Origin of the sequence: Desulfosarcina widdelii, assembly GCF_009688965.1 — a bacterium.
Taxonomy (GTDB): Bacteria; Desulfobacterota; Desulfobacteria; order Desulfobacterales; family Desulfosarcinaceae; genus Desulfosarcina; species Desulfosarcina widdelii.
Map to the genome: position 1 here is coordinate 710,303 of NZ_AP021875.1, position 21,269 is coordinate 731,571.

17 protein-coding genes are annotated in these 21,269 nt (G+C 42.5%); 16 read left to right on the top strand and 1 reads right to left on the bottom strand.

Annotated features, from left to right (window positions below):
• The first annotated feature begins 23 nt into the window (after positions 1 to 23).
• The 6 genes from GN111_RS03355 to GN111_RS03380 are packed head-to-tail and all read left to right on the top strand — an operon-like array spanning position 24 to position 7,166.
• Complete coding sequence (locus GN111_RS03355) at positions 24 to 1,799, top strand: ArnT family glycosyltransferase (RefSeq protein ID WP_155302391.1); 1,776 nt, start codon at positions 24 to 26, stop codon at positions 1,797 to 1,799.
• Positions 1,796 to 3,157 carry a hypothetical protein gene (locus GN111_RS03360; protein ID WP_155302392.1) on the top strand — a complete coding sequence of 454 codons (1,362 nt, stop codon included), beginning with the start codon at positions 1,796 to 1,798 and terminating at the stop codon, positions 3,155 to 3,157. Before GN111_RS03355 ends, GN111_RS03360 begins: the two co-directional genes overlap by 4 nt.
• Complete coding sequence (locus tag GN111_RS03365) at positions 3,154 to 4,104, top strand: DPM/DPG synthase family glycosyltransferase (protein ID WP_197740487.1); 951 nt, start codon at positions 3,154 to 3,156, stop codon at positions 4,102 to 4,104. Before GN111_RS03360 ends, GN111_RS03365 begins: the two co-directional genes overlap by 4 nt.
• Positions 4,105 to 4,145: 41 nt before the next feature.
• On the top strand, positions 4,146 to 5,102 hold the full coding sequence (locus tag GN111_RS03370) for a lysylphosphatidylglycerol synthase domain-containing protein (RefSeq protein ID WP_155302393.1): 957 nt from the start codon (positions 4,146 to 4,148) through the stop codon (positions 5,100 to 5,102).
• A complete protein-coding gene (locus GN111_RS03375; protein WP_155302394.1) occupies positions 5,099 to 6,007 on the top strand; it encodes a glycosyltransferase family 2 protein in 909 nt (302 codons plus the stop codon). The genes GN111_RS03370 and GN111_RS03375 overlap by 4 nt, the downstream gene beginning before the upstream one ends.
• Entirely contained in the window at positions 5,943 to 7,166 is a 1,224-nt protein-coding gene (locus GN111_RS03380) for a glycosyltransferase family 4 protein (protein WP_155302395.1), read from the top strand. The genes GN111_RS03375 and GN111_RS03380 overlap by 65 nt, the downstream gene beginning before the upstream one ends.
• Here GN111_RS03380 and GN111_RS03385 read toward each other — a convergent pair.
• Positions 7,143 to 8,252: a glycosyltransferase gene (locus tag GN111_RS03385; RefSeq protein ID WP_155302396.1), complete on the bottom strand. Its 1,110-nt coding sequence runs from the start codon at positions 8,250 to 8,252 to the stop codon at positions 7,143 to 7,145. The genes GN111_RS03380 and GN111_RS03385 overlap by 24 nt on opposite strands.
• Before the next feature lie 395 nt (positions 8,253 to 8,647).
• Here GN111_RS03385 and GN111_RS03390 point away from each other — a divergent pair, with 395 nt between their 5' ends.
• From GN111_RS03390 to tssK, 10 genes are all read left to right on the top strand, one after another.
• Positions 8,648 to 9,223: an ArsR family transcriptional regulator gene (locus tag GN111_RS03390; protein ID WP_155302397.1), complete on the top strand. Its 576-nt coding sequence runs from the start codon at positions 8,648 to 8,650 to the stop codon at positions 9,221 to 9,223.
• A gap of 4 nt (positions 9,224 to 9,227) precedes the next feature.
• Positions 9,228 to 10,412, top strand: a complete 1,185-nt coding sequence (locus GN111_RS03395) for a UDP-N-acetyl glucosamine 2-epimerase (RefSeq protein WP_155302398.1) — start codon at positions 9,228 to 9,230, stop codon at positions 10,410 to 10,412.
• A 20-nt stretch (positions 10,413 to 10,432) separates the two neighbouring features.
• Positions 10,433 to 11,914, top strand: coding sequence for an oligosaccharide flippase family protein (locus GN111_RS03400; protein WP_155302399.1), 1,482 nt, complete (start codon positions 10,433 to 10,435; stop codon positions 11,912 to 11,914).
• A 141-nt stretch (positions 11,915 to 12,055) separates the two neighbouring features.
• Complete coding sequence (locus GN111_RS03405; RefSeq protein ID WP_170302110.1) at positions 12,056 to 13,591, top strand: B12-binding domain-containing radical SAM protein; 1,536 nt, start codon at positions 12,056 to 12,058, stop codon at positions 13,589 to 13,591.
• Positions 13,592 to 13,758: 167 nt separating this feature from the next.
• Positions 13,759 to 14,457: a class I SAM-dependent methyltransferase gene (locus GN111_RS03410; RefSeq protein ID WP_155302401.1), complete on the top strand. Its 699-nt coding sequence runs from the start codon at positions 13,759 to 13,761 to the stop codon at positions 14,455 to 14,457.
• Positions 14,454 to 15,749, top strand: coding sequence for a glycosyltransferase (locus GN111_RS03415; protein ID WP_155302402.1), 1,296 nt, complete (start codon positions 14,454 to 14,456; stop codon positions 15,747 to 15,749). Before GN111_RS03410 ends, GN111_RS03415 begins: the two co-directional genes overlap by 4 nt.
• Before the next feature lie 272 nt (positions 15,750 to 16,021).
• Entirely contained in the window at positions 16,022 to 18,580 is a 2,559-nt protein-coding gene (locus tag GN111_RS03420; RefSeq protein ID WP_155302403.1) for a hypothetical protein, read from the top strand.
• Positions 18,581 to 18,588: 8 nt separating this feature from the next.
• Positions 18,589 to 19,329, top strand: a complete 741-nt coding sequence (locus tag GN111_RS03425) for a hypothetical protein (RefSeq protein ID WP_155302404.1) — start codon at positions 18,589 to 18,591, stop codon at positions 19,327 to 19,329.
• Between the two features lies 1 nt (position 19,330).
• Complete coding sequence (tssJ, locus tag GN111_RS03430) at positions 19,331 to 19,879, top strand: type VI secretion system lipoprotein TssJ (RefSeq protein ID WP_197740489.1); 549 nt, start codon at positions 19,331 to 19,333, stop codon at positions 19,877 to 19,879.
• Between the two features lie 4 nt (positions 19,880 to 19,883).
• Complete coding sequence (gene tssK / locus GN111_RS03435) at positions 19,884 to 21,269, top strand: type VI secretion system baseplate subunit TssK (protein ID WP_155302405.1); 1,386 nt, start codon at positions 19,884 to 19,886, stop codon at positions 21,267 to 21,269.

Genomic DNA, 21,269 nt, shown 5'->3' on the forward strand with positions numbered 1-21,269 from the left:
ACGATTCCAGAAAATTTCATTAGATGAGAATTGACCCGAAAGCAAGCACCAATAAGTGTCTATTAGCAATGTTATTGATGCTTATCCTTTTGCAGATAGCATGCATAGGATTGATGGCCACAGTGCCTCCTGTGAGCCGGGATGCCCTGACCCATCACCTCGCTGTTCCGAAAATATGGATCGAGAAAGGCATCTTTACTGAACTGCCGTCCATCCCGTTTTCCTATTACCCCATGAATCTTGATCTGTTATACATGGTTCCCTTGTATTGGGGAAACGACATTTTTCCGAAATACATCCATTTTGCTTTTGCCTTGCTTACGGCCCTGTTGATCTATAGCCATGTAAAACAGCGCTTGGATCGGGTATATGGATTATTGGGAGCCCTCTTTTTTCTCTCGATCCCCGTAATCGTCAAATTATCCACGACGGTATACGTCGATTTGGGCTTGATTTTCTTTTCGGCATGTACCTTGTTCGCATTGATCGGCTGGGTCGAAAACGGTTGCAGGATTCGATATCTGCTTTTGTCGGCCCTGTCTTGCGGGCTTGCCATGGGGACTAAATATAACGGCTTAATCGTTTTTTTTCTTATGTCATGCTTTGTTCCCCTATCCTATCTTAGAAGGCTAAAAAATGAAACCTGCGATGGGAGTCAGCCTGCCAACCAGTTCAAGGCGATTAGCTTTGGAGTCGTATTTGTAGCTGGCTCGCTTCTCGTGTTTTCGCCATGGATGATAAAAAACTTATACATGACAGGAAATCCGATCTATCCATTATACAAAAATGTTTTTTCCAGTGGTGCTGAGGAACGACAGACGCATACGATTAACCATAAAGACAATAGGGCGAATGAAAAAGGGAAAAAGGAGAATGCCAATAGCGGTTGGACCCATTTTGCCATGAGGAAAATGGTTTTTGGAGAGTCTTTATGGCAAATCGCCCTGATTCCCGTTCGCGTTTTTTTTGAAGGCGTCGATGATAATCCCCAACATTTCGACGGTCGATTAAATCCATTTTTGTTGATATTGCCATTGTTGTTGATTTGGGTCGGCAAGAAACAAGACAATGCTCGCCGGTTCGAATCCAAGCTTTTGTCTTTGTTTGCCATTTCCTATCTGTTATTCGTGTATTTTAAAATCGATATGCGCATCCGTTGGATTGGTCCCATCATACCACCCTTGGTGGTTCTTTGCATGTATTCCCTTGCCGGTCTCAAGCGTTATGGTGAATCATGCTCAAAGAAATGGGAGGCAACTTTTCTCAAAGGACTTACGATTGTCTTTGTGCTCGCCATGCTCGCTTGGAACGTGCAGTATGTCCAGGCACTTTACCTAAAAATCGATCCGGTGCCCTATGTTGGCGGAAAGGTTGACCGTGACGATTATATCAAACGCTATCGCCCGGAATACGAACTTATTCGATATATAAACAATCAACTACCTGAAAATTCGATTGTTTTATGCCTATTTATCGGAAACCGAATTTACTATTTTGACAGAGATATAAATCTAAACATTCGCCTGTTAAAGCAGATCATTGTCGAATCCAACTCAAGTAAACAGGTTTTGTGTGAACTTGAAAATGTCGGTATCACACACATTCTGCTGCGCTATGATTTGACCAGAGGGTGGATGAAAAACAATTTAGAAAAGGATAAACAGGAGTTGTTAAGGCTTTTTTTTAAAGAAAATGCAAAGCGGGTCGATTCATTTAAAGGATATGGGCTTTTTGGACTGAAGAAATGCATCAATGAAGAAGGCTCGTCTCACACATTTACAGTCGGAGTGCCAAAATGAGCCTAATGATCGGAGTCTCGGAAAAAATTCGAAAAGTGGATCTCAGGATCGTATGTGCCCTGGTTATTTTTTTAATCGCAATCTCTCTAAGATTGTCCTATCAGAGTGCTTCGATCGTGGATCAGCCAATCAGAGCGGATGCACAACAATATTTTTTTACAGCCTATAATCTATTTCACAATGGTGTATATTCAATTGAAGCGCCTTCTGACAAGAATATCAAGCCAAGGACGATATGGCGAAGAACACCCGGATATCCTCTTTTTCTCTACCCATTTTTCTATTTCAGCAAGACAACCAATGAATTTTTGATTAATGTTACACTTTCACAGGCAATTCTTGGATCGATGACATGTGTATTGGCATTCTTTCTCGCATTATGTATTTTCCCCATTCCATTGGCTTTCATCGTGGGGCTACTTACTGCATTGAGTCCCCATTTAATTGCCATGGACGACTATTTGCTTTCTGAATCATTGTTCACGTTTACGATTGTTTTGGCAGCGTTAATCACTGTTATCTCCTTTCAAAAGCGCAGCTTGTGGTTGGTGCTACTTAGTGGGGCCTTATTTTGTCTCTCCGCTACGATACGTGAGATTACCGGGTTTTTAGGATTATTCATGATCCTGATGTTTTTAGTCGATTCGCATTACTGGAAGGCTGAAAAGAAGAACCGACTTTGTATCGCACTGTTATTTTTTTCACTCGGCATAGCTTTGGTCCAAATTCCTTACTCGTATACTCGAAACACAATCATCGCCAGTTCAGCTTCGGTGCCTGAAGAATCCGCTTGGCGGCATATGGTTAACGGTTCTGATCCCGATATGAGGAATTTTTTCATAAACAAAGTCGTACCGGAAGTTAGAAAACATACAGAAAGAATGATTGAAGACAAGGGGTATGGATTATCAGTACTTTTCAAACGGTTCCGGGAAGATCCCGTATCCTACCTCAGGTGGTATGTGGGGGGGAAGCTGCTGTTTATGTGGAAGTGGGATAGCATGTATATTGGTGATGTATATCAATACCCGATGGTGGCAAAAGGGTTCCATCAGGAGAACTGGCTATCGGGTATACACCGAGTCATGTTGCTTTTGCATTGGCCGTTGTTTGCATTTGCGATATTTGGGACTCTGGTCTTCATCTTAAATTGGCGATATCGACGTTTGCGAAAATTTGAAGATCTGTTGTTTGTACCTGTTTTGGTTTTTTTATATTTTTCTATTGTGCTAACAATCATGATGCCGCTTCCAAGATATGCCATTCCGATTCGTCCTTTTATCTATATTCTTGGTTGCTACGGATTAATGATCGCTTTTCTTTTTTTTAAACAATTTTCACAAAAGAAACGCTTATGAGCATGAAATTAATTATCCAAATTCCCTGTTATAATGAAGAGAAGACGCTTCCCTTTACCTTGTCCGATCTGCCTCGCAAGGTTTCTGGTTTCGATTGTGTTGAATGGATGGTAATCGATGATGGAAGCGATGATGCTACGTTAAAAGTCGCAGAAAAATACAAGGTTGATCATATTATTCGGCATCATATTAATAAAGGACTTGCCAGCGCTTTCATGACAGGGTTGTCTGCGTGCATCCGTTTAGGTGCTGATGTTATAGTGAATACGGATGGCGACAATCAATATAAAAGTGAATATATATCCAAACTGGTTGAGCCTATTTTGCAAAAAAAGGCCGAAATCGTGGTTGGGGCGCGGCCCATCAAGGATATTGAACATTTTTCACCGGCCAAAAAAATCCTTCAAAAAGTCGGCAGTTGGGTTGTTCGTGTTGCAAGCAGCAGCGATATTCCTGACGCACCGAGTGGATTTCGTGCCATCAGTAGGGAAGCGGCCAAGCAGATAAACATTTTCAATAACTATACGTACACGCTAGAAATGATTATTCAGGCCGGTCAAAAAAACATTCCCATGACCTGGGTTCCCGTTGAGGTTAATCCAACTTTACGCCCCACGCGTCTGATTAAAAGTATACCATCGTATATCAAGCGCTCGGCGTTGACCATTGTTCGCATTTTTGTAGTCTATAAGCCGTTCAGATTTTTTGGTGTTATTGGGGCGTTCCTATTCGGAATCGGATTTGTGGTCGGCATCCGCTTTCTCTATTATTATTTTAGCGGAGACGGTGAAGGGCACGTTCAGTCGTTGATATTGGCGAGCATTTTACTGGGTATGGGGTTTCAAACAATAATGGTTGCATTTGTGGCGGACCTGTTGGCGGCAAACCGCAGACTCATGGAAGACCTTCAATATCGCATGCGAGACCATGAAGGGGCTAAGCAATAACTGTTGTTTGACAAACCATTTTTATTCATGGTGATGCGATTTTGAAACGATCATATCAGGCGATACTGAAAGTATCCGGCCTTATTGCTAGCACGATAGCCATTGTATACGTTTTTCTCATCATGCATAGCCAGTGGCGGCAGATATCACAGCTGAGCCTGCCGTTGCCACTTTCTTCCATCGTTCTCCCAGGAGTCTGCATATACAGCCTGTCCTTCTACCTCATGGGAATTGCTTGGCACCATATGCTCAGCCGGTTGTATCCCAAAGTCACTCTGCCTGTATCTTTCTGGATTTTTTCGCGCACACAAATCGGGAAATACTTGCCTGGAAATTTATTCCATTATGCCGGTCGGCAGTTGCTGGGAAACATGTGTGGTATACCGCATCATATACTGGGGGCCGTTTCAACCAGCGAAATCTTTTTTCAGGTTTTTTCATCCTCCATGGTCGCCTGCCTCGGAGCCATAGTCATGCCAATCGAACCGGAGTACCGAATAATTTTACTCATCGGTGCGGGTTTAGTATTTTTGTTTTTAATTCTGATCCTTTATGCACAACGCATTTTAAAATGGGCTGCATCATTTTCACTGCGATTGAAAGATTTAATAAATATTCGTCAAGTCGGTAGGGCAAGGTACTACCTTTTTCCACTTTCTGTTTATTGCCTCCACCTTATCCTCATTGGGCTACTAATCGGTTATATATCATGCCGATTGGGCAGCGTTTATTTTTCTTTCGTCTCGTCATTGCAATTTATTGTTATATATACTATTTCATGGACCATGGGTTTCGTTACGCCAGGTTCTCCGGGTGGTATCGGGGTCCGAGAAGCGTTGTTGGTTACCCAACTATCGCCGATTTTAGGCTCTTTAAATGCCGTTATAGTCGCGCTATGTCTTCGATTTGCAGCTATTTTGGGCGACGCGGTCCTGTTTTTGACATCCTATTGGATACCCAAGCCGATTCACATAATTGAAAAAAAGAAAAAACCATGATAACCGCCATTGTATCAATTGTTATTCCTGCCTACAACGAATCGAACAATATCGGAAATGTCATCTCTGAAATAAAAAAACTGCATCTCGATGCCGAAATCATTGTCGTTGATGACGGATCAACCGACGATACCGCTAAAGTAGCCCAAAATGCCGGTGCTATTGTTTACAGTCACCCCTATAATATCGGCAACGGGGCAGCCGTTAAAACCGGAATTCGGATGGCAAAGGGAGAAATCCTCGTTTTTATGGATGGAGATGGTCAGCATCGTCCCGAAGATATCCGAAGGATGCTTGAACTGTTTCCGGAATACGATATGGTTGTTGGGGCGCGAACAATGGAAGGGCAGGCCTCCTTCGGGCGGGCGATCGGCAATCAAGTTTATAACTGGATGGCTTCCTACGTGACCAAATTTCCGGTCAAAGACCTGACGTCCGGATTCAGGGCCATCAAAGCATCCATCGCTAAAAGTTACATTTATCTTCTACCAAATACATATTCATATCCGACGACCATTACGTTGGGGGTTCTCAGGGATGGTCAAAGCGTAAAGTATTTGCCGATTGAGGCATCCAAACGCAAATCCGGAAAAAGCAGTATCCGAATATTCAATGATGGCGTTCGCTTTTTAATGATTATTATTCGCATTTGTACCTTGTATTCTCCTTTGAGAATATTTTTACCTGTCAGCGCTTCAATGTTTTTATTGGGATGTGTTCGATATTTTTATTCCTATATAACAGAAGGACGCTTCACGAATATGAGCGCTCTTCTGTATATAACTTCAATTATTATTTTTATGATGGGGCTCGTATCGGAGCAGATTTGCCAGATGCGTTTTGAAAGACGTATCGGTAGCCGGTCGGTTCATTCCAAATACAATTCCAATGATAGCAAAGACTAAAAAGATCGGTGGCAAGATGTTGCCTCATGCACTTGTCATTACCAGAAATCTTCCTCCTCTTGTTGGGGGGATGGAGCGTTTGGTCTGGCATATTGTCGATGAGTTGAATAAAAGCTACAATGTGCATGTAGTCGGACCTTTTGCTTGCGGCCCGCTATTACCCCAGGGAACGACTTGTAACGAAGTACCATTAAAACCTATCTACAGGTATCTTTTACATACCTTTTTTATCGTCATTTACAGAATCTTCTGTCAGCGTCCACATCTTGTGGTTGCAGGCAGTGGCCTAACCGCCCCTTTTGCCTGGCTTGCCGCTCGAATTAGCAGAACCCATTGCGTCGTTTATCTTCACGGGCTCGACATCGAAGCTCGTCATCCTTTCTATCGATTGCTTTGGAGGCCATTTTTTCGGCACTTCGACTGCGTACTGGTCAACAGTCACTTTACGCAACGGCTGGCCATCCAAATTGGAATACCTAAGCAACGGATCCGTGTTCTCCATCCTGGAGTGACGCTTCCTGACAGAGACGATGCAGACAGTCAACGCATCGGCTTTCGTGCCCGCCATAACCTGGGAGACATCCCTATTATGCTTTATGTGGGCCGAATTACGGGGCGTAAAGGATTGGCGGTCTTCTGCAAAACTATCCTTGCCCGAATTTTGGAACAACATCCTGAAGCCAGAACGTTAGTTGTCGGTGATGATCCGGTCAATGCTCTTCATCGAGGAAAAGGTGAACGTGCTCATGTTGAAGCCATTTTGAATGAGAATGGATTAATGCAAACGGTTCTCTTTCTTGGGAAAATTGACGACCATGAGTTGTCCGCAGCCTATTTCGCTGCTGATATTTTAGTCTTTCCCGTTCAGCAACGTAAAAATGACGCCGAAGGCTTTGGCATGGTGGCTATTGAGGCCGCTGCACACGACTTGCCGACGGTTGCCTTTGCAGCCGGAGGTGTCACCGATGCCATAGCCGACGATGTCTCCGGGAAATTAATCACTGCCGGTGATAATAAGGCGTTTTCTGAAGCTGTAATCAATCTGCTAAGAAAACCATTTCCCATACGCAAAGGGAACGATATCAGAGCCTTTGCCGCCAAATTTTCTTGGCCAAGATTTGGAGAACGTTTGCGGTTATTTTGTAATCCCCGCTTCTAAAAATCTTACCTTCTGGATGACTTGGTCCATTTTTTTCGAAGCATCCTTCCACGTTCGTGGTTCCAAATGAGGACTTTCCCGTTTTTTCAAGTTATATTTAATACATTGAATCAAGGAATTTACATCGTGCGGCTTGTAAAGATGAAGAGAATCATCGTTGAACATCTCTGACATGCTACCTACGTCAGCAACTGCCAGAGGAATTTTGCATGCCAGGATTTCATATGCTTTTTGTGGAAAACAATAGCGACCGAATTCGTTGTCGATATTGCAGATAACAGCTACATCCAAACTGTTGATCAACAAAGGTACTTGGTTGTGTTGCAATTCGCCAAGGTAGCAAATACGGTTATCATTTTTTTTTGGGATGCTGCTGTCCCATTTACCAGCCAATATCAATTTCAACTCTGGTGTTGTTTCTGCAAGTTGATTGAAAGCATCAAACAGTGCCTCCGATCCCCGATTTGCGTGAATGGCGCCGGCAGTTCCAATAAATGTTCCTTGCTCAGGTAGACCAAGACTGCGTCGGCATTCCATTTTTTTCATCGGTTTAAATAAATTGAGATCGGTTGCATTTTCTATTACGGTGACGCCAGGACGCTTTCTGATCGATTGAATCCTATTTGCCAAAGGTTTACTGACACATATTACAGCATCGCTTTTTTTAACGGCCCAATGGAATAATTGTCTTACCAAAGGTAGTCTTCCCAGTAAAAAATATTCATAATTATCATATAGATCAATAATAACAGGAATATTTCTCAATCGTGCGATGATATAACCGATAATAGTATAGATTGAATCTGAGCTGGCAAAAATTAGCTCTGATTGACGGGCCATTTTATTCGCTTTGTATAAAAACTTGAACATCCCTGATATTTTGAAAAATGTTATATTTAGACTAAACCATTCTACCGTTTCATCCTGAAAAGGCCCTTCAGGTTTGTCTGCGTAGCTCAAACACAATCCTTTAATTCTATATCCTAAATATCCTAATTCCCGTAGCAGTTCGCGTATCCGTCCATATTTATCATCAATTAGATCTTTATTCGTGTATTGCCGTTTAGTTAATGCTAAAATATTCAATTATAACCTATAAAATAATTATACATTGAAAAATAAAATTATACTATCCGCTTACTTTAATACGGAGAGCACTGAAAGAATAATAGACTAATCAATAGGATTTTAGCTTAAATCACTGTGTTCTTTTTCGCAACAAAAAACCCACAGATAGCGACAATATATTAAAATGACATGATATTTAACCACCATGATAGTTTGTCGGTCTCAAAAAGCCAATTCAAAAATAGTATAAAGCGATAAGCATGCAGAAAATAGCGTTAGATGTTCTATAAGTAAACACGCCAAGGGATTACACAATTTCACATTTCAAGACCCACGATGTCTCTAAAGATATTATTGACAACAATCATATCAAATGTTATGAGTAGAAAAACTGTACATAAAAGGATAGAAAATTGGGTTTGCTTTCAGGAATTATATCATCGAAGACTAGAATAAAATTATTGGTGCGATTCTTTTTTAATCCATGCGCCAGCTCCTATCTGCGTGAACTTTCAAAAGAATTTAATGTTTCAAGCAACTCTGTAAGGGAAGAACTCAATAAATTAAAGAAAACAAATCTGCTCAAGACTAAAAAAAGCGGCCGTCAAATTTTTTACAGCGCCAATCAGGACCACCCGTTGTTCCCTGAACTGCGGTCTATGGCTGCCAAGGTTATCGGAATCGACAAAGTAATTGATAGTATTGTGACAAGGCTCGGCAACATTCATAAAGCTTATTTGTTGGATGATTATGCCGAAGGTAGAGACAGTGGAATTATCGATTTGCTTCTTGTCGGAGATATAAATCAATACCATTTAAACGATTTGAGTAGGAAAACAGAGCGATATATTGATCGAAGAATTCGATCTCTTGTGCTAACCCTTGAAGAATATGTAGAATTTTCACCTAAATTGGAAGGAAGACCTAAATTGTTGATTTGGGAAAAACGACAATGTCAAAAAGAGATAAACGGATTCCAAAATGTGTGAAAGGATGAAAATCGTTACTATTATAGGTGCCCGTCCACAATTCATCAAATCTGCACCATTTTCAAAAGCAGTGCAGAAACTAAAAAGCAATGGAGATGAAAATAAGGGAACGATAAATGAATTGGTAGTCCATACAGGCCAGCATTTTGATGCCAACATGTCGGATGTCTTTTTCGAAGAGTTGAATATTCCAAAACCTGCCTACAATTTACAAATAAACAGTACATCCCATGGAATTATGACTGGCCGAATGATCGAATCAATCGAATCGATCCTCATGAAAGAAATGCCCGACTGGGTTATGGTTTACGGTGATACAAATTCCACACTTGCCGGTGCGCTTGCTGCTGTAAAGCTTAACATCCCCATTGTCCATGTAGAAGCAGGACTACGATCTTACAACCGAAAAATGCCAGAGGAAATTAATCGGGTATTAACCGATCAATGTGCCGACTGCTTGTTTTGTCCAACAAGGCAAGCAGTCAAGAACCTTGAAAGAGAAGGATTCAGCAACTTCATAAAAGATGGGTCTTTGGTCGAGTTTTCAGACCTACGTAATTTAGCATTAGAAATAGGGGCTACGCATCATCCCGTTATCATCAATGTCGGTGACACAATGTATGATGCCGTTTTACAATTTGCAGAAATTGCAAGGAAAAAATGTCGTATCCTTGATCAATTAGAAATTCATCCACGACAATATCTATTGGCCACAATACATCGCCAGTACAACACGGATTGTCCTGCAAATCTGCTCGAAATTCTTTCTGCCTTTATTGAGATCGACGAGCCAATCATTTTTCCTGTTCATCCCCGCACAAAAAAGTATGTTGATATGACAAATTTGGATCTTAAGTCATCCAAAGTAAGATGTATTCCTCCAGTCGGATATTTAGATATGCTGACCCTTGAACAAAATTCAAAATCGATTCTAACTGATTCCGGTGGCATACAAAAAGAAGCATACTTCTTCGGAGTTCCTTGCATTACATTGAGAACAGAAACAGAATGGGTGGAAACAGTTGAGACAGGCTGGAATGTTGTTGTGGGTACAGATAGGAAAAGAATTGTAGAAACGACAAAAAAGTTAAAAATGGAGAATCCACGTCCTGATATGTATGGGGATGGAAAGGCTGCGGAAAAAATGATTAAATTCTTATTTGCCTTTAAAAAAAGGAAGCTTGTATAGTAATAGATATCTGAGGTCTCATGGTAAAAAGCAATACACAGTCGAATTTTGCCGGAAATGTCTTGAAAATAATAACCGGTAGTGCCTTTGCACAGATATTGGCTTTGATTACAACTCCGATTATTGCAAGGCTTTTCACACCGGATGCATTCGGTCTTGCAGCCCTCTTCGTATCCATATCAGGCATGATCAGTGTTGTGGCTTGCCTACGATATGAACTTTCTATTATGCTTCCAAAATCCGATGAGGAAGCTGTAAACTTGTTAGGAGTTAGTTTTTTCTTTGTAACAATCGTTACCTTAATAAGCGCATTCGCTATTTTTTTTGCTGAAGGTCTATTTGTAGATTTTTTTAAGTCTCAGGAATTTAGAAAGTTAGGGTGGCTGATTCCTTTGTCCGTATTTCTTAGCGGAATAACTTTGGCGCTGAATTATTGGAATACTCGAACTGCCCATTTCGGACGCCTTTCCATCGCAAAAGTTCTGTCGTCCGTTGTTGCACAACTATCAAAAATTGGGTTCGGCTTCGCAGGATATATAAACGGTATCATGCTGATTTATTCTGTGATTCTAGGCCAAATTATATCAATATTTTTCCTTGGCAGTAATATATGGCGGCATGATTTAAAACTTTTTAAAAATAGCATCCGCTTAAAAAAAATGTTGAAAGGCCTAAAGCGGTATAAGAAGTTTCCAATATATAATTCATTTTCCGCTTTTTTGAATACTTCATCGCAACAATTGCCAGTCATGCTGCTAGCATTCTACTTTTCTCCAAAGGTGTTAGGCTTTTATTCACTTGGCAAATCAGTATTGAGTATGCCAATAGGCTTGATAGGTGAAGCAGTTTCACAAGTTTTTTTTCAAAAAGCATCAGAGCTAAATCATCTCACAGGTGATCTTGCACTACTTGTAGAGGATGTTTTAACTCGTTTAATATCTATCGGTATTTTCCCTTTTGCGTTGCTTGCAATCATCGGTGAAGATGTTTTTAAAATAATTTTTGGAACAATATGGTCTGAAGCTGGATTATACATGCAAATACTTTCTTTTTGGATTTTTTTCCAGTTTATTACCTCACCTATTAGCACGTTATTTTCCGTATTTGAGAAACAAAATTATGGAATGTATTTTAATGGTATTTTATTTGGAACAAGGGCTGCTTCTCTAATTGTTGGCGGCATTATCGGGAATGTGAGATTAACACTAACATTGGTTTCTGTTACGGGCTCTTTATGTTACATATATATTTGCATGTGGCTTTTGTCAAAAGCTGGGGTATCTTATATAAATCTAATTTATAGAATCGCCAAAAATGGTATGTATATCGTTCCAATTTTGATGGTAATTATTATTGCTAAGTGGTCGTTTGAAATAAATGGACTAGAATTAATTTGCTTAAGTATATTTTGTGCCTCTCTTTATTATTTTGTTATAATATTAACCGATAGAGAACTTAAGAGAGTTATACTTAATATTTGGCCTTTGGGTATTTTAAAGTAATCGATTTTATATTTTTTATTTATTGTTTATTAAAAGAATGAGGACAATGATAATGTGTAATTATATAAAATGTATGTTATAAAACAATTCAAAACGTTAAGTAATAATTTTAGGAACAATTTAAATCAACAGGATTTGGTAATGAAAATTGTATTGGTAGCATTGTATGATGAAGGAAGTTATGGTATACGAATTTTACATCGCTTATTGGATAATAACGGATATGATGTTGTTAGCATTTTTTTTAATACCGATATGCTTAGCAGTCATTACTATTCGACCAATGAAGTTGAGAAATTAATTGAATCAATTCTCGAACAGAGTCCTGATTTGATTGGAATTGCTGTGAGATCTCCACTTTTTCAATTGTTTAAAAAAATCTCCAAGAAGCTGAAACAAAAAACTAATACACCACTTCTCGTTGGTGGCCATCATGCAACTGTGTCTCCTGAAGAATGTATCAATTATGCAGACATGGTATGCATTGGAGAAGGTGAATACCCCCTTCTTGAAATCTGTGAAAGAATCAGTAGAAATAAACCAATTGATAATATAAAAAATCTTTGGATTAGAAAAGATGGAAAAGTCATTAAAAATGCTATCGGACCTCTGATTAAAAATTTAGATGATATTCCTTTTCCTGATTATACAGAAAAAAATAAGATATACTTACGTAATGGAAAAATAGAAAAAAGTTTTCTTAGGGCGGCGTTTAAGGGGAGTATTAGTGTTATGTCAAGCAGGGGCTGCTTTTTTAGTTGCTCTTTTTGCTATAATGCAACTTTAAGAAAATTATATAAAGGAAGCGGTAAATATTATCGAAGGCGATCTGTCGATAACTTCATTGCTGAAATATTAGAACTTAAAAATCAATTCAAAGACCTGAGCTATATTTATTTCTCTGATAACGTATTTACATACGATAAAAAATGGGTAAAGGATTTTTGTAATAAATACAAAGAAAAAATAAATTTGCCTTTTGGATGTTTCAGCCATTTCAACATGATAGATGAAGCAATGCTGATTGAATTGAAAGACGCAGGATTAATTGATGTAACACTGGGAATTCAAAGCGGATCAACATATATTTCCGAACAAATATATAATAGAAAGATTGACAAAAAGGTCATCGTAGAAGGCTCAAAAATATTATCTAAACTTAACATAAAAGTCTATTATGACCTTATAACGAACAATCCCTACGAAACAGATGAAACACACATGGAAACATTGGAATTGCTATTAAGTCTTAAGAGACCATTCCATCTCAGAACATTTAAGATGAAGTTTTATCCAAATGTTCCTTTTACAAATAAATTACTACATGACCAGATAATTAAGACAGGAGACATTGAATCAAAACATGAAAAATCTTTTGAGAAATGGATGGAACTAATTGATTTGTCCAGCGATAAGAACCCAAATGAGCTTTTTTGGGATTGCCTTTATTATCTGGTCCAGAAGAACTTTCCGAAAAAATTGATTATGTATATTTCAAAATCTCATCTCATTAAAAGACGACCTAAAATATTAGGTATAGCCTTAAAATGTACAATAGAAAAACCCCTTATACTGTTGAATGCGATCCGTACAATTTGGAATCATATGTGCTCTGGAAATATTCATATGATATGGAAAGCATTTGTATACAAAAAGAAAAAAGGATGGGGATATTAGTTATACAAAACTATGACGTTTATGGAAAAGTACTGTGTTAAATTTCAAAAATATTGTTTGGAATAGTTCTTATCTCTCCTATGTTTGAAGAAGCATGCAATAGTGCATTATAAAGATTTTAAAATTATCAGAATAGTTGAATTTAAAAGATTTTAAAAGAGACTAAGATGACAGAAAAAAATTCTCATTTCAAAGAAAAAATTAGAGGAATAGATTATTTTAAAGAGAAGATTGAAGGGATAGAATACAAATATTCAACCGAATGGATACAAAGATTAGAAACTGAAGAGCATTGGCGCTTATATTGGAATCAACAAAAAATAATGCAAAAAAAAATCCAAAGAAATGATACTGTTTTAGAAATCGGAGTTGGCTCTGGTTTTACTGCTAATTATCTAAAATCAAAAGGATATGATGTAAAAACAATCGATATTGACTCTGATAAGAACCCGGATATTATATCTAATATCGTTACATATGACTTTAAGGATTCTTATGATCATATTCTTGCATTTGAAGTATTTGAGCACATACCGTTTGCTGAGTATACACAATTAATAAAAAAATTATCACTATCATGCAAGCAACACCTCTTCTTAAGTGTTCCAAGAAACGAAAAAGTATGGATGCAGTTTGGTTTCACTTTGCCATTTATCGGTACGCATGAATTTCGAGTAACAACTTTAAGACGAAAGGTTGTAACACCTTCTCATTTTTGGGAGGTTGATGATGGAACGGTTAGTATGAAACGCTTCGAAGACACACTTCGTGAAAATCATTTTTCGACAATAGCAAAAGAGAAATATTTTTCTCGTTTGTTTTACGCATTACATATTAACAGGGCAACGAGCAGGACAACAAGATGAAAAATGTTTTAATCATATCGTATATGTTCCCACCAATAGCAGGTGCTGGAATACAGCGAATATTAAAATTTTTAAAGTTTTTACCTGATTATAACATACGTCCAGTTGTTTTCTGTCCGGAAAATGCGATTTGGAATGCAATGGATCCAAATAATCTATCTCTTCCGTACTTAAATGAGATAAAGATTTATCGATGTGGTATTCGAAAATTGAGGCAATATTATTTCCTGCGTTATACAAGAATGTTTAAAAGGCATCCATATTTTTTATTTTTGGCATTAAAATATATCTGGAGTTTGGACTATTTTAGTAGCTGGTATTTCGAGTGTCGTGAAACTGCGATTAAAATTGCAGCGAAAGAAAAAATTGATTGTGTGTTAACTTCATCTCCACCACATAGTGTGCAGTTGTTTGGAGCGTATCTAAAAGAAAAGACTAATTTGCCATGGATAATGGATTTAAGAGATGCAATGTTCGATAATCCTGATAGGGATTTTAAACGAATTAGCATTAAAATGCAGGCCAAAATCGAAAAATATTACGAAAAAAAATTTTTAAAAAAAGCAGATGCCATTATTTCAGTTTCACAGCCGATTTTAGAATCAATTTCTAAAAGATACTTACCTTTAAATTGTATAAGTAAATCCCATCTCATCACTAATGGTTTTGATCAAGAAGATTATCAAAAATTTAATGTCGAAACTCAAAACACAGGCAAGTTGATTATTACATATACCGGATCATTCCTTGGAAAAAGAACTCCAATACATTTTCTTGAAGCTATGTCCATGCTATACAAAAAATCTTTGATCGATATAAATAGCATCTTAATTCGCTTTATCGGATCATTTGATGACGCAGTTTTAAAGAAGATACGTGATTATAAAAATTTTTGTAATATCGAAATATTAGGTTTTCAACCTTACGATAAGGCGTTGTACTACCAGATGTCCTCTGATATTCTTCTGTTAATTAATAGTGTGAGTGAGGATCAAGGTGGTAGCCAGGTGCTCACCGGAAAAATTTTCGAATATATAGGTGCAATGAAACCTATTTTTGCGCTAACACCGGATGGCCCATTAAAAAACATTATACAAAAAGGTAATTTCGGTTCTGTTGCACCGCCCAGGGATGTCAAACGAATTGCTTATGAATTTAAAAAAGTATATGAAAAATGGCACAAGGAAAAACGCCTTGCTTTTGAACCTGATGTTGAATTTAGAAACACTTTTTCAAGAAAGAAGCAAGCTGAAAAGCTTTCTTCGATAATTAATTGTTTAACACAATCATAAGTTTCAATATCAATTGCTCTTTTTTATCGGCAAATCCACCTTGACAATTACCTAATAATTAAATAGTCTGTAATATCTTAAAATATAAAGGCAAATTATAAATATGATCTTATAAAATACCAATTAGCGATATCGTACCTAAAGGTCAGATGTTACCGGAATGAAGACGCAGGCAGATCATTTGTCTGCGTCGTTATTAATAACAATAAAATTCCCTTTTCAAACCGGAACCCCGGAATTTGAGGGAATGCAAAGAAGCCGGGAATGGAACTGTGGACCTTAATGAGAATTCCCCCTCTTTGATGGACAGCCTCGATACCGGCGACCATGGATTGGTTCTGGACTTGGCAGCACCCGAAGAAAGCGCCCCTTCAATTGGAGGAAATGGGACGTTTTCCAAGCGTATTTTCACCCATATATATACCAGTTGCAGGGATTCGGTGGGGTCAGTGGTTTTGCTCATGCAGCGAAGCAACTACGAACCACCCCGCACCATGGTACCCCTCAACAACACCCTGCTGGATGTGGCTTGGCAAAATGCCTTAGAGTTTCATCGCCACGTCGATTCATCAAATGGCCTGATACTGCTAAAGGACCAGGTCAACACCGAAGGCCAACTTCGAGCCTTTTCCCCGCTGTTTTTCTGCCGGCATACCAAAAAATGGTTTCATCCGGTGTGCCCACAGTGCGGCCTGGCGCTGACTCTGTGTCGTGACGATGCCCTGCTGGCGGAAAGAGGATTGCCGGGATATACCGATTCCCTGGAGCGCTTTCTGTACTGTAAGACTTGCGCCAAAATTTCTCCCGCATCACCATTTTTCGTTCCTTTCAAGGGGTACGACCTGCCGGATATCGTTAAGGACCAACAAGCTTTGATCCTGCAATACGACCAACTGCTTGCTACGCTGCCCGAGGATGCGGCGTTGCCCTGCAGGGGATGTCCGGATGTCGACGCTTGCTATGGCAGCAGCGCGCTTGTCGTCAAGCGCATCGAACCGGTGGCCTTTTTCCCGTTTTATATGATGATGTTCCCGGCGCCGACATGTGGCGCGGAAGATTTCATCCGTATGATCTCAGGAGGCGCCGAAGCCGCCATTCAGGGAGAGGGGGCCGTTGCCGGGCCGATCGGAGAAAACCGCTTTTTATATCAGGACAAACAGCGGCAATTTCTGGAAGTTCTCTACCTTAAACTCACTTTTCTCTCGCAGGTGGTTTTCCATTTGATGGCCGACGGGCGCTCGGAAAAAATTCAGGAGTTCGATTTCTCGCTCGACAGTATCGGTGTGGACTTGATCGCCCCGGGTGCCGGGCTTCCCGCTTTCTGGAATTTCAATGCCCGCATCCTTGACTCCGTTGGCAGCTTTAAGGCAAGCCCCTTTGCCCCCGCCTTGCCTGAAACACCCGTTCTTCATTTTATGGCAGCGGTTTGGTTTCAGACGTTGCTGGTCAACTCCGGACAAAAAGCGGAGGCCGTATTTTTAGAGATTGGAAAGTTTGTGGACAAATGGAACCTCGATACAGAAAATGGAGCCTTGGCAGGCGGATTGCAAGATCACGAGGGCATGTTTTCCGCAAAACAAATCTACTGGGAGCCGTTGGAGAAAAGCATTCCGCAACAGTGGAATTCCTTCTGGGAACAGGCCTTGAGTCTTGGATTCCAGCTGACGCATGCCGGATTAAAGGCCGGCGCTCCATGGGACAGCAGCCGTTTTAAGGAGTCTCTCGAAACGTTGAGAAGCGACGTAAAAAGGGAGATGTTCAGCGTTTCGATTGTTGAGCCTCCGGCCGAAGACCGTTTCCCAAAATCGGATCGAATGGAAGAGGTGCTCAGCCGAATCCTTGATAAGTGGCAGGCGCAGGCCATGGTTCCCAAGGACCGGGAAAATACGGGATTGGCTCCGGAAATACCGGACGATGAAGCGACCGTCGTATTCACGCCGCCGGATGCGGATGCGCCTGAACCGACTATCGATACGCCGCAGCAGAAGGAAGCGCAGTCAACGATGCCTCCCGAGCCACCACCGCCAGCGGACGATTGGAATGATGACATCGAAGAGACCGTGGTCCTGGCTTCCCCGGCTGCAGCACCTCCCGACCCGGCGAACTGGTCGACGCCTCAGGAAGTGCCGGACACCCAATCCCCGTGGGAAGACGATATCGAGGAGACGGTGGTCTTAAAAGGCGATGGTCCCCCGCCTGTTCCGGAGGACAATGCGTCCTTCGACGATGCTGACCAGACGGTTGTGATTTCCCCAGCATCGGCGCCGCCCCCATCGCCATCGACGGATCCGGATGTGGATTTGGCTGCAACAATGGTTCAGGGCAGCGCAGGGCAAGCTCCGAGTACAGCAAGCATGCCGGATGGGGATATGGAAGCCACGGTGGTAATCGGTGCCACGCCGCCGCCCCCGACGGCTCCCGACGACGACCTGGAGGCCACCATCGTTCAGGGGGGCGGTGTTTCGAAGACCCCAAAAATACCCAGGCACGATCTTTCCACCGAGACACCTTCTCAACAGGATACGGACCCGTCCGACCTCGAAACCACCGTCGTTATCAATGCCGCCGGGCGACCGGGAAATCCGGCTTTGCCGCAGGAAAAAATAGCGGATGAAGATTTGGAGGCGACCCGGATCGAAACGCCGCGCACGGCGGGGAACCCGGCGGAGCTGCGGCCGCCGATGCCGCCCGACCCGCCCCAGCCGCCACGGCAAGCGGAACCACCCCCATCCGGACCCGTTTCCGATCTTGGACCCCTTGATAATCCAAACGAAGATGACGATATCATGGAACAGACCGTCATTATCCGATCGGACATCAAAAAAGAATAGGCAGGAACATGGTCGATGCCAACCTGATCTCACGTATCTCATCGGGCCTCAACGAGCGATTCGACGCTCAAGAGGAGATCTCCGACGAATCGGTCGAAGCCTACCTGATTGAACAGATGGCCGAAATGGACCATCTCCAGCGAATCGAAGCGCTGCATACCGTTATCGGCGCTATGAGCAATACTTTAGCACCTGTGGCATGCTCCGGGGAAGCCGACGAGGCGGTGCTGAGCCAGGTCTGCTCGCTGCTGCTGGGCCGCAACGTCACCATGGACGATCTGACCTCCGCTGAGATGCTGGAGAAGCTGGCCGAGTCGCTGAACACCATTTTTAATACCCTCAATCAATTGATCAGCGTCATCAATATGACGTTTACCGGTGAAGGGTCGCCGGAACAGACCATCCGCCAGGTCATCGGATTTCGTATGGAAGGGGAGGGGCAGAGCAACTCGCTGGAAACCTACCTGGGCCAGATCAGCAACGCTTTTCTGACCTCCCAGCAGTCCTTCAAAGAGGCGGCTTATGCCAAGGTCAAACAGGTGCTCAGCGTACTGGATCCGGAGCAGCTGGCCGCCGAAACCGGCAAGGGGCTGAAATTTGGCCCTCTCAAAAAGGCGGAGATGTTCGATATATACGAACAGCGCTATGAAAAAATCCGGAAATGGTTCAGTTCCGGCCGTTTCATGGAGGATTTTTTACGGGAGTTCGAAAAAAACTGCCAAACCAAATTTGGAAAAGAAGGAGGCTGATTTGAAACGATTACTCGCCATATCGCTTGCCGGAGCCATGTTTCTGCTGGCCGCATGCGCTGCCAAACAACTGCCGCCGCCGCAGTGGACTTACGAAAGAGAAGCCATCCGACTGCATATCCAGGCAGATCCCAAACTCAATTTAGACGACGGAGAAGCGCATACCCTGCTGTTGTGCATCTATCAACTCTCCGATCCCAACAATTTCAACCAGCTGGCCAACGATCAGGACGGACTCTACCGGCTTTTGGAGTGCAGTCTTTTCGGAGAAGGGGCCGCCGCCGCCAAACGGTTGATCATCCAGCCCGGACAGGATGTCAACATGACCCTGGACCGGGCCGAAGGAGCCCGCTACGTGGCCGTTGTGGCCGGGTATTACATCCTCGAAAAGGAACGCATGGTCAAAATGGTGGAAATTCCGGAATATATCGAGAAAAAGGGGTTCATCAAAAAATCCAAGACCCGCAAACCGGCACAGCTGAATATCGATTTGATCCTCGGACCTCAGCAGATTACCACCATCTCTACCTCAACACCGGAAGGAAAGTAGTTCTATGCAAAGGCCCCTTTACTGGCATCAGGGGTTGTTTCTTCAGCCCCAGCATTTCCAGCTCCAGGATCGATTCACCGGGTCGCTGCTGGAGCCGCTGCATCGGAAACTGATTCCCCATTTCTGGGGTGTCGGCAGCATGGCGGTGAAATCGGCTGCCCTGGGAAACCGTTCCATCGGTTTGACCAGCGGAGAATTCCTTTTCCCGGACCAAACTTTTGCCGTGATTCCGGACAATGCCGTTCTTGCTCCCCGTTCCTTCGAAAATGCCTGGGAAGACGGCGGCAAACCCTTTAAAGTCTATTTGGGATTGAAAAAACACAGCCTTTCCGGGGAAAATGTCACCGTTGTCCAGGACCTGAAACAAACAGCCGAGGTCACCACACGGTTCGCGGCCACGGAAGATTCAGAAGACATCCGCGATCAGCACGGCAGCGGTCCCAGCGCCCAGGTCCGGCATCTGCAGTACGTGCTCAAATTTTTTTGGGAAACCGAGATCGATCAGTTGGGAGACTACGAACTGATTCCACTGGTTTTACTGGAGCGTCAGGGGGATGCAGTGGTCCCGAGCGAGAAGTTTATCCCGCCTGCCCTGAGCCTGTCCGCCGTACCGGTGCTTGAGGGTCTCATCAAAGAGGTTCGCGATCAGATTTCCGCCCGGGGAAGGCAGTTGGAAGCCTACAAACGGGATCGTGGAATTCATTCGGCAGAATTCGGGAGCCGGGACATGGTTTTCTTATTGGCCCTGCGCAGCCTCAATCGTTATGTGTCCATGCTGGTCCACCTTGCCGAAGCCGGCCAGGTCCATCCGTGGACAGCCTATGGCGTCCTTCGCCAACTGATCGGCGAGATGACCACCTTTTCCGAAAGCATTTCTGCCACCGGTACCCTGGATGATGGTACGGTCCTGATCCCATCATACAACCACCAGGATCTATGGCGCTGTTTTTCCGCTGCCCAGAGTCTCATCACCCGGTTGCTGGACGAAATTACCGCCGGGCCCGAATATATGCTGAACCTGCTGTTCGACGGCACATATTACGCCGCCGATCTGCCACCGGCTATTTTCGAAGGCCGCAACCGTTTTTTCCTGGCGCTGGAAACGGAGTCCGATCCCCAGGCCGTGCTGGCTTCGGTGGAGCAGATCGCCAAACTCAGTTCCCGGGAATACCTCCCGATTCTGATTGCCCGCTCACTGCCGGGGATCCAACTCACCTATCTGCAGGCTCCGCCCCAGGAGTTGCCGCGGCGGTCAAATACCCTTTATTTCCAGATCGACCACCACGGGGATGCCTGGGCCCAGGTGCAAAACGGAAACAATCTGGCCCTATACTGGGATGCTGCTCCGGAAGACCTGAAAGCCGAACTGATGGCCGTCGGGAGAACATAA

Coding starts and splice junctions, on each gene's coding strand:
- GN111_RS03355 (WP_155302391.1), top strand. CDS start 24: ATGAGAATTGACCCGAAAGCAAGCACCAATAAGTGTCTATTAGCAATG.
- GN111_RS03360 (WP_155302392.1), top strand. CDS start 1,796: ATGAGCCTAATGATCGGAGTCTCGGAAAAAATTCGAAAAGTGGATCTC.
- GN111_RS03365 (WP_197740487.1), top strand. CDS start 3,154: ATGAGCATGAAATTAATTATCCAAATTCCCTGTTATAATGAAGAGAAG.
- GN111_RS03375 (WP_155302394.1), top strand. CDS start 5,099: ATGATAACCGCCATTGTATCAATTGTTATTCCTGCCTACAACGAATCG.
- GN111_RS03395 (WP_155302398.1), top strand. CDS start 9,228: ATGAAAATCGTTACTATTATAGGTGCCCGTCCACAATTCATCAAATCT.
- GN111_RS03400 (WP_155302399.1), top strand. CDS start 10,433: ATGGTAAAAAGCAATACACAGTCGAATTTTGCCGGAAATGTCTTGAAA.
- GN111_RS03405 (WP_170302110.1), top strand. CDS start 12,056: ATGAAAATTGTATTGGTAGCATTGTATGATGAAGGAAGTTATGGTATA.
- GN111_RS03410 (WP_155302401.1), top strand. CDS start 13,759: ATGACAGAAAAAAATTCTCATTTCAAAGAAAAAATTAGAGGAATAGAT.
- GN111_RS03415 (WP_155302402.1), top strand. CDS start 14,454: ATGAAAAATGTTTTAATCATATCGTATATGTTCCCACCAATAGCAGGT.
- GN111_RS03425 (WP_155302404.1), top strand. CDS start 18,589: ATGGTCGATGCCAACCTGATCTCACGTATCTCATCGGGCCTCAACGAG.
- tssK (WP_155302405.1), top strand. CDS start 19,884: ATGCAAAGGCCCCTTTACTGGCATCAGGGGTTGTTTCTTCAGCCCCAG.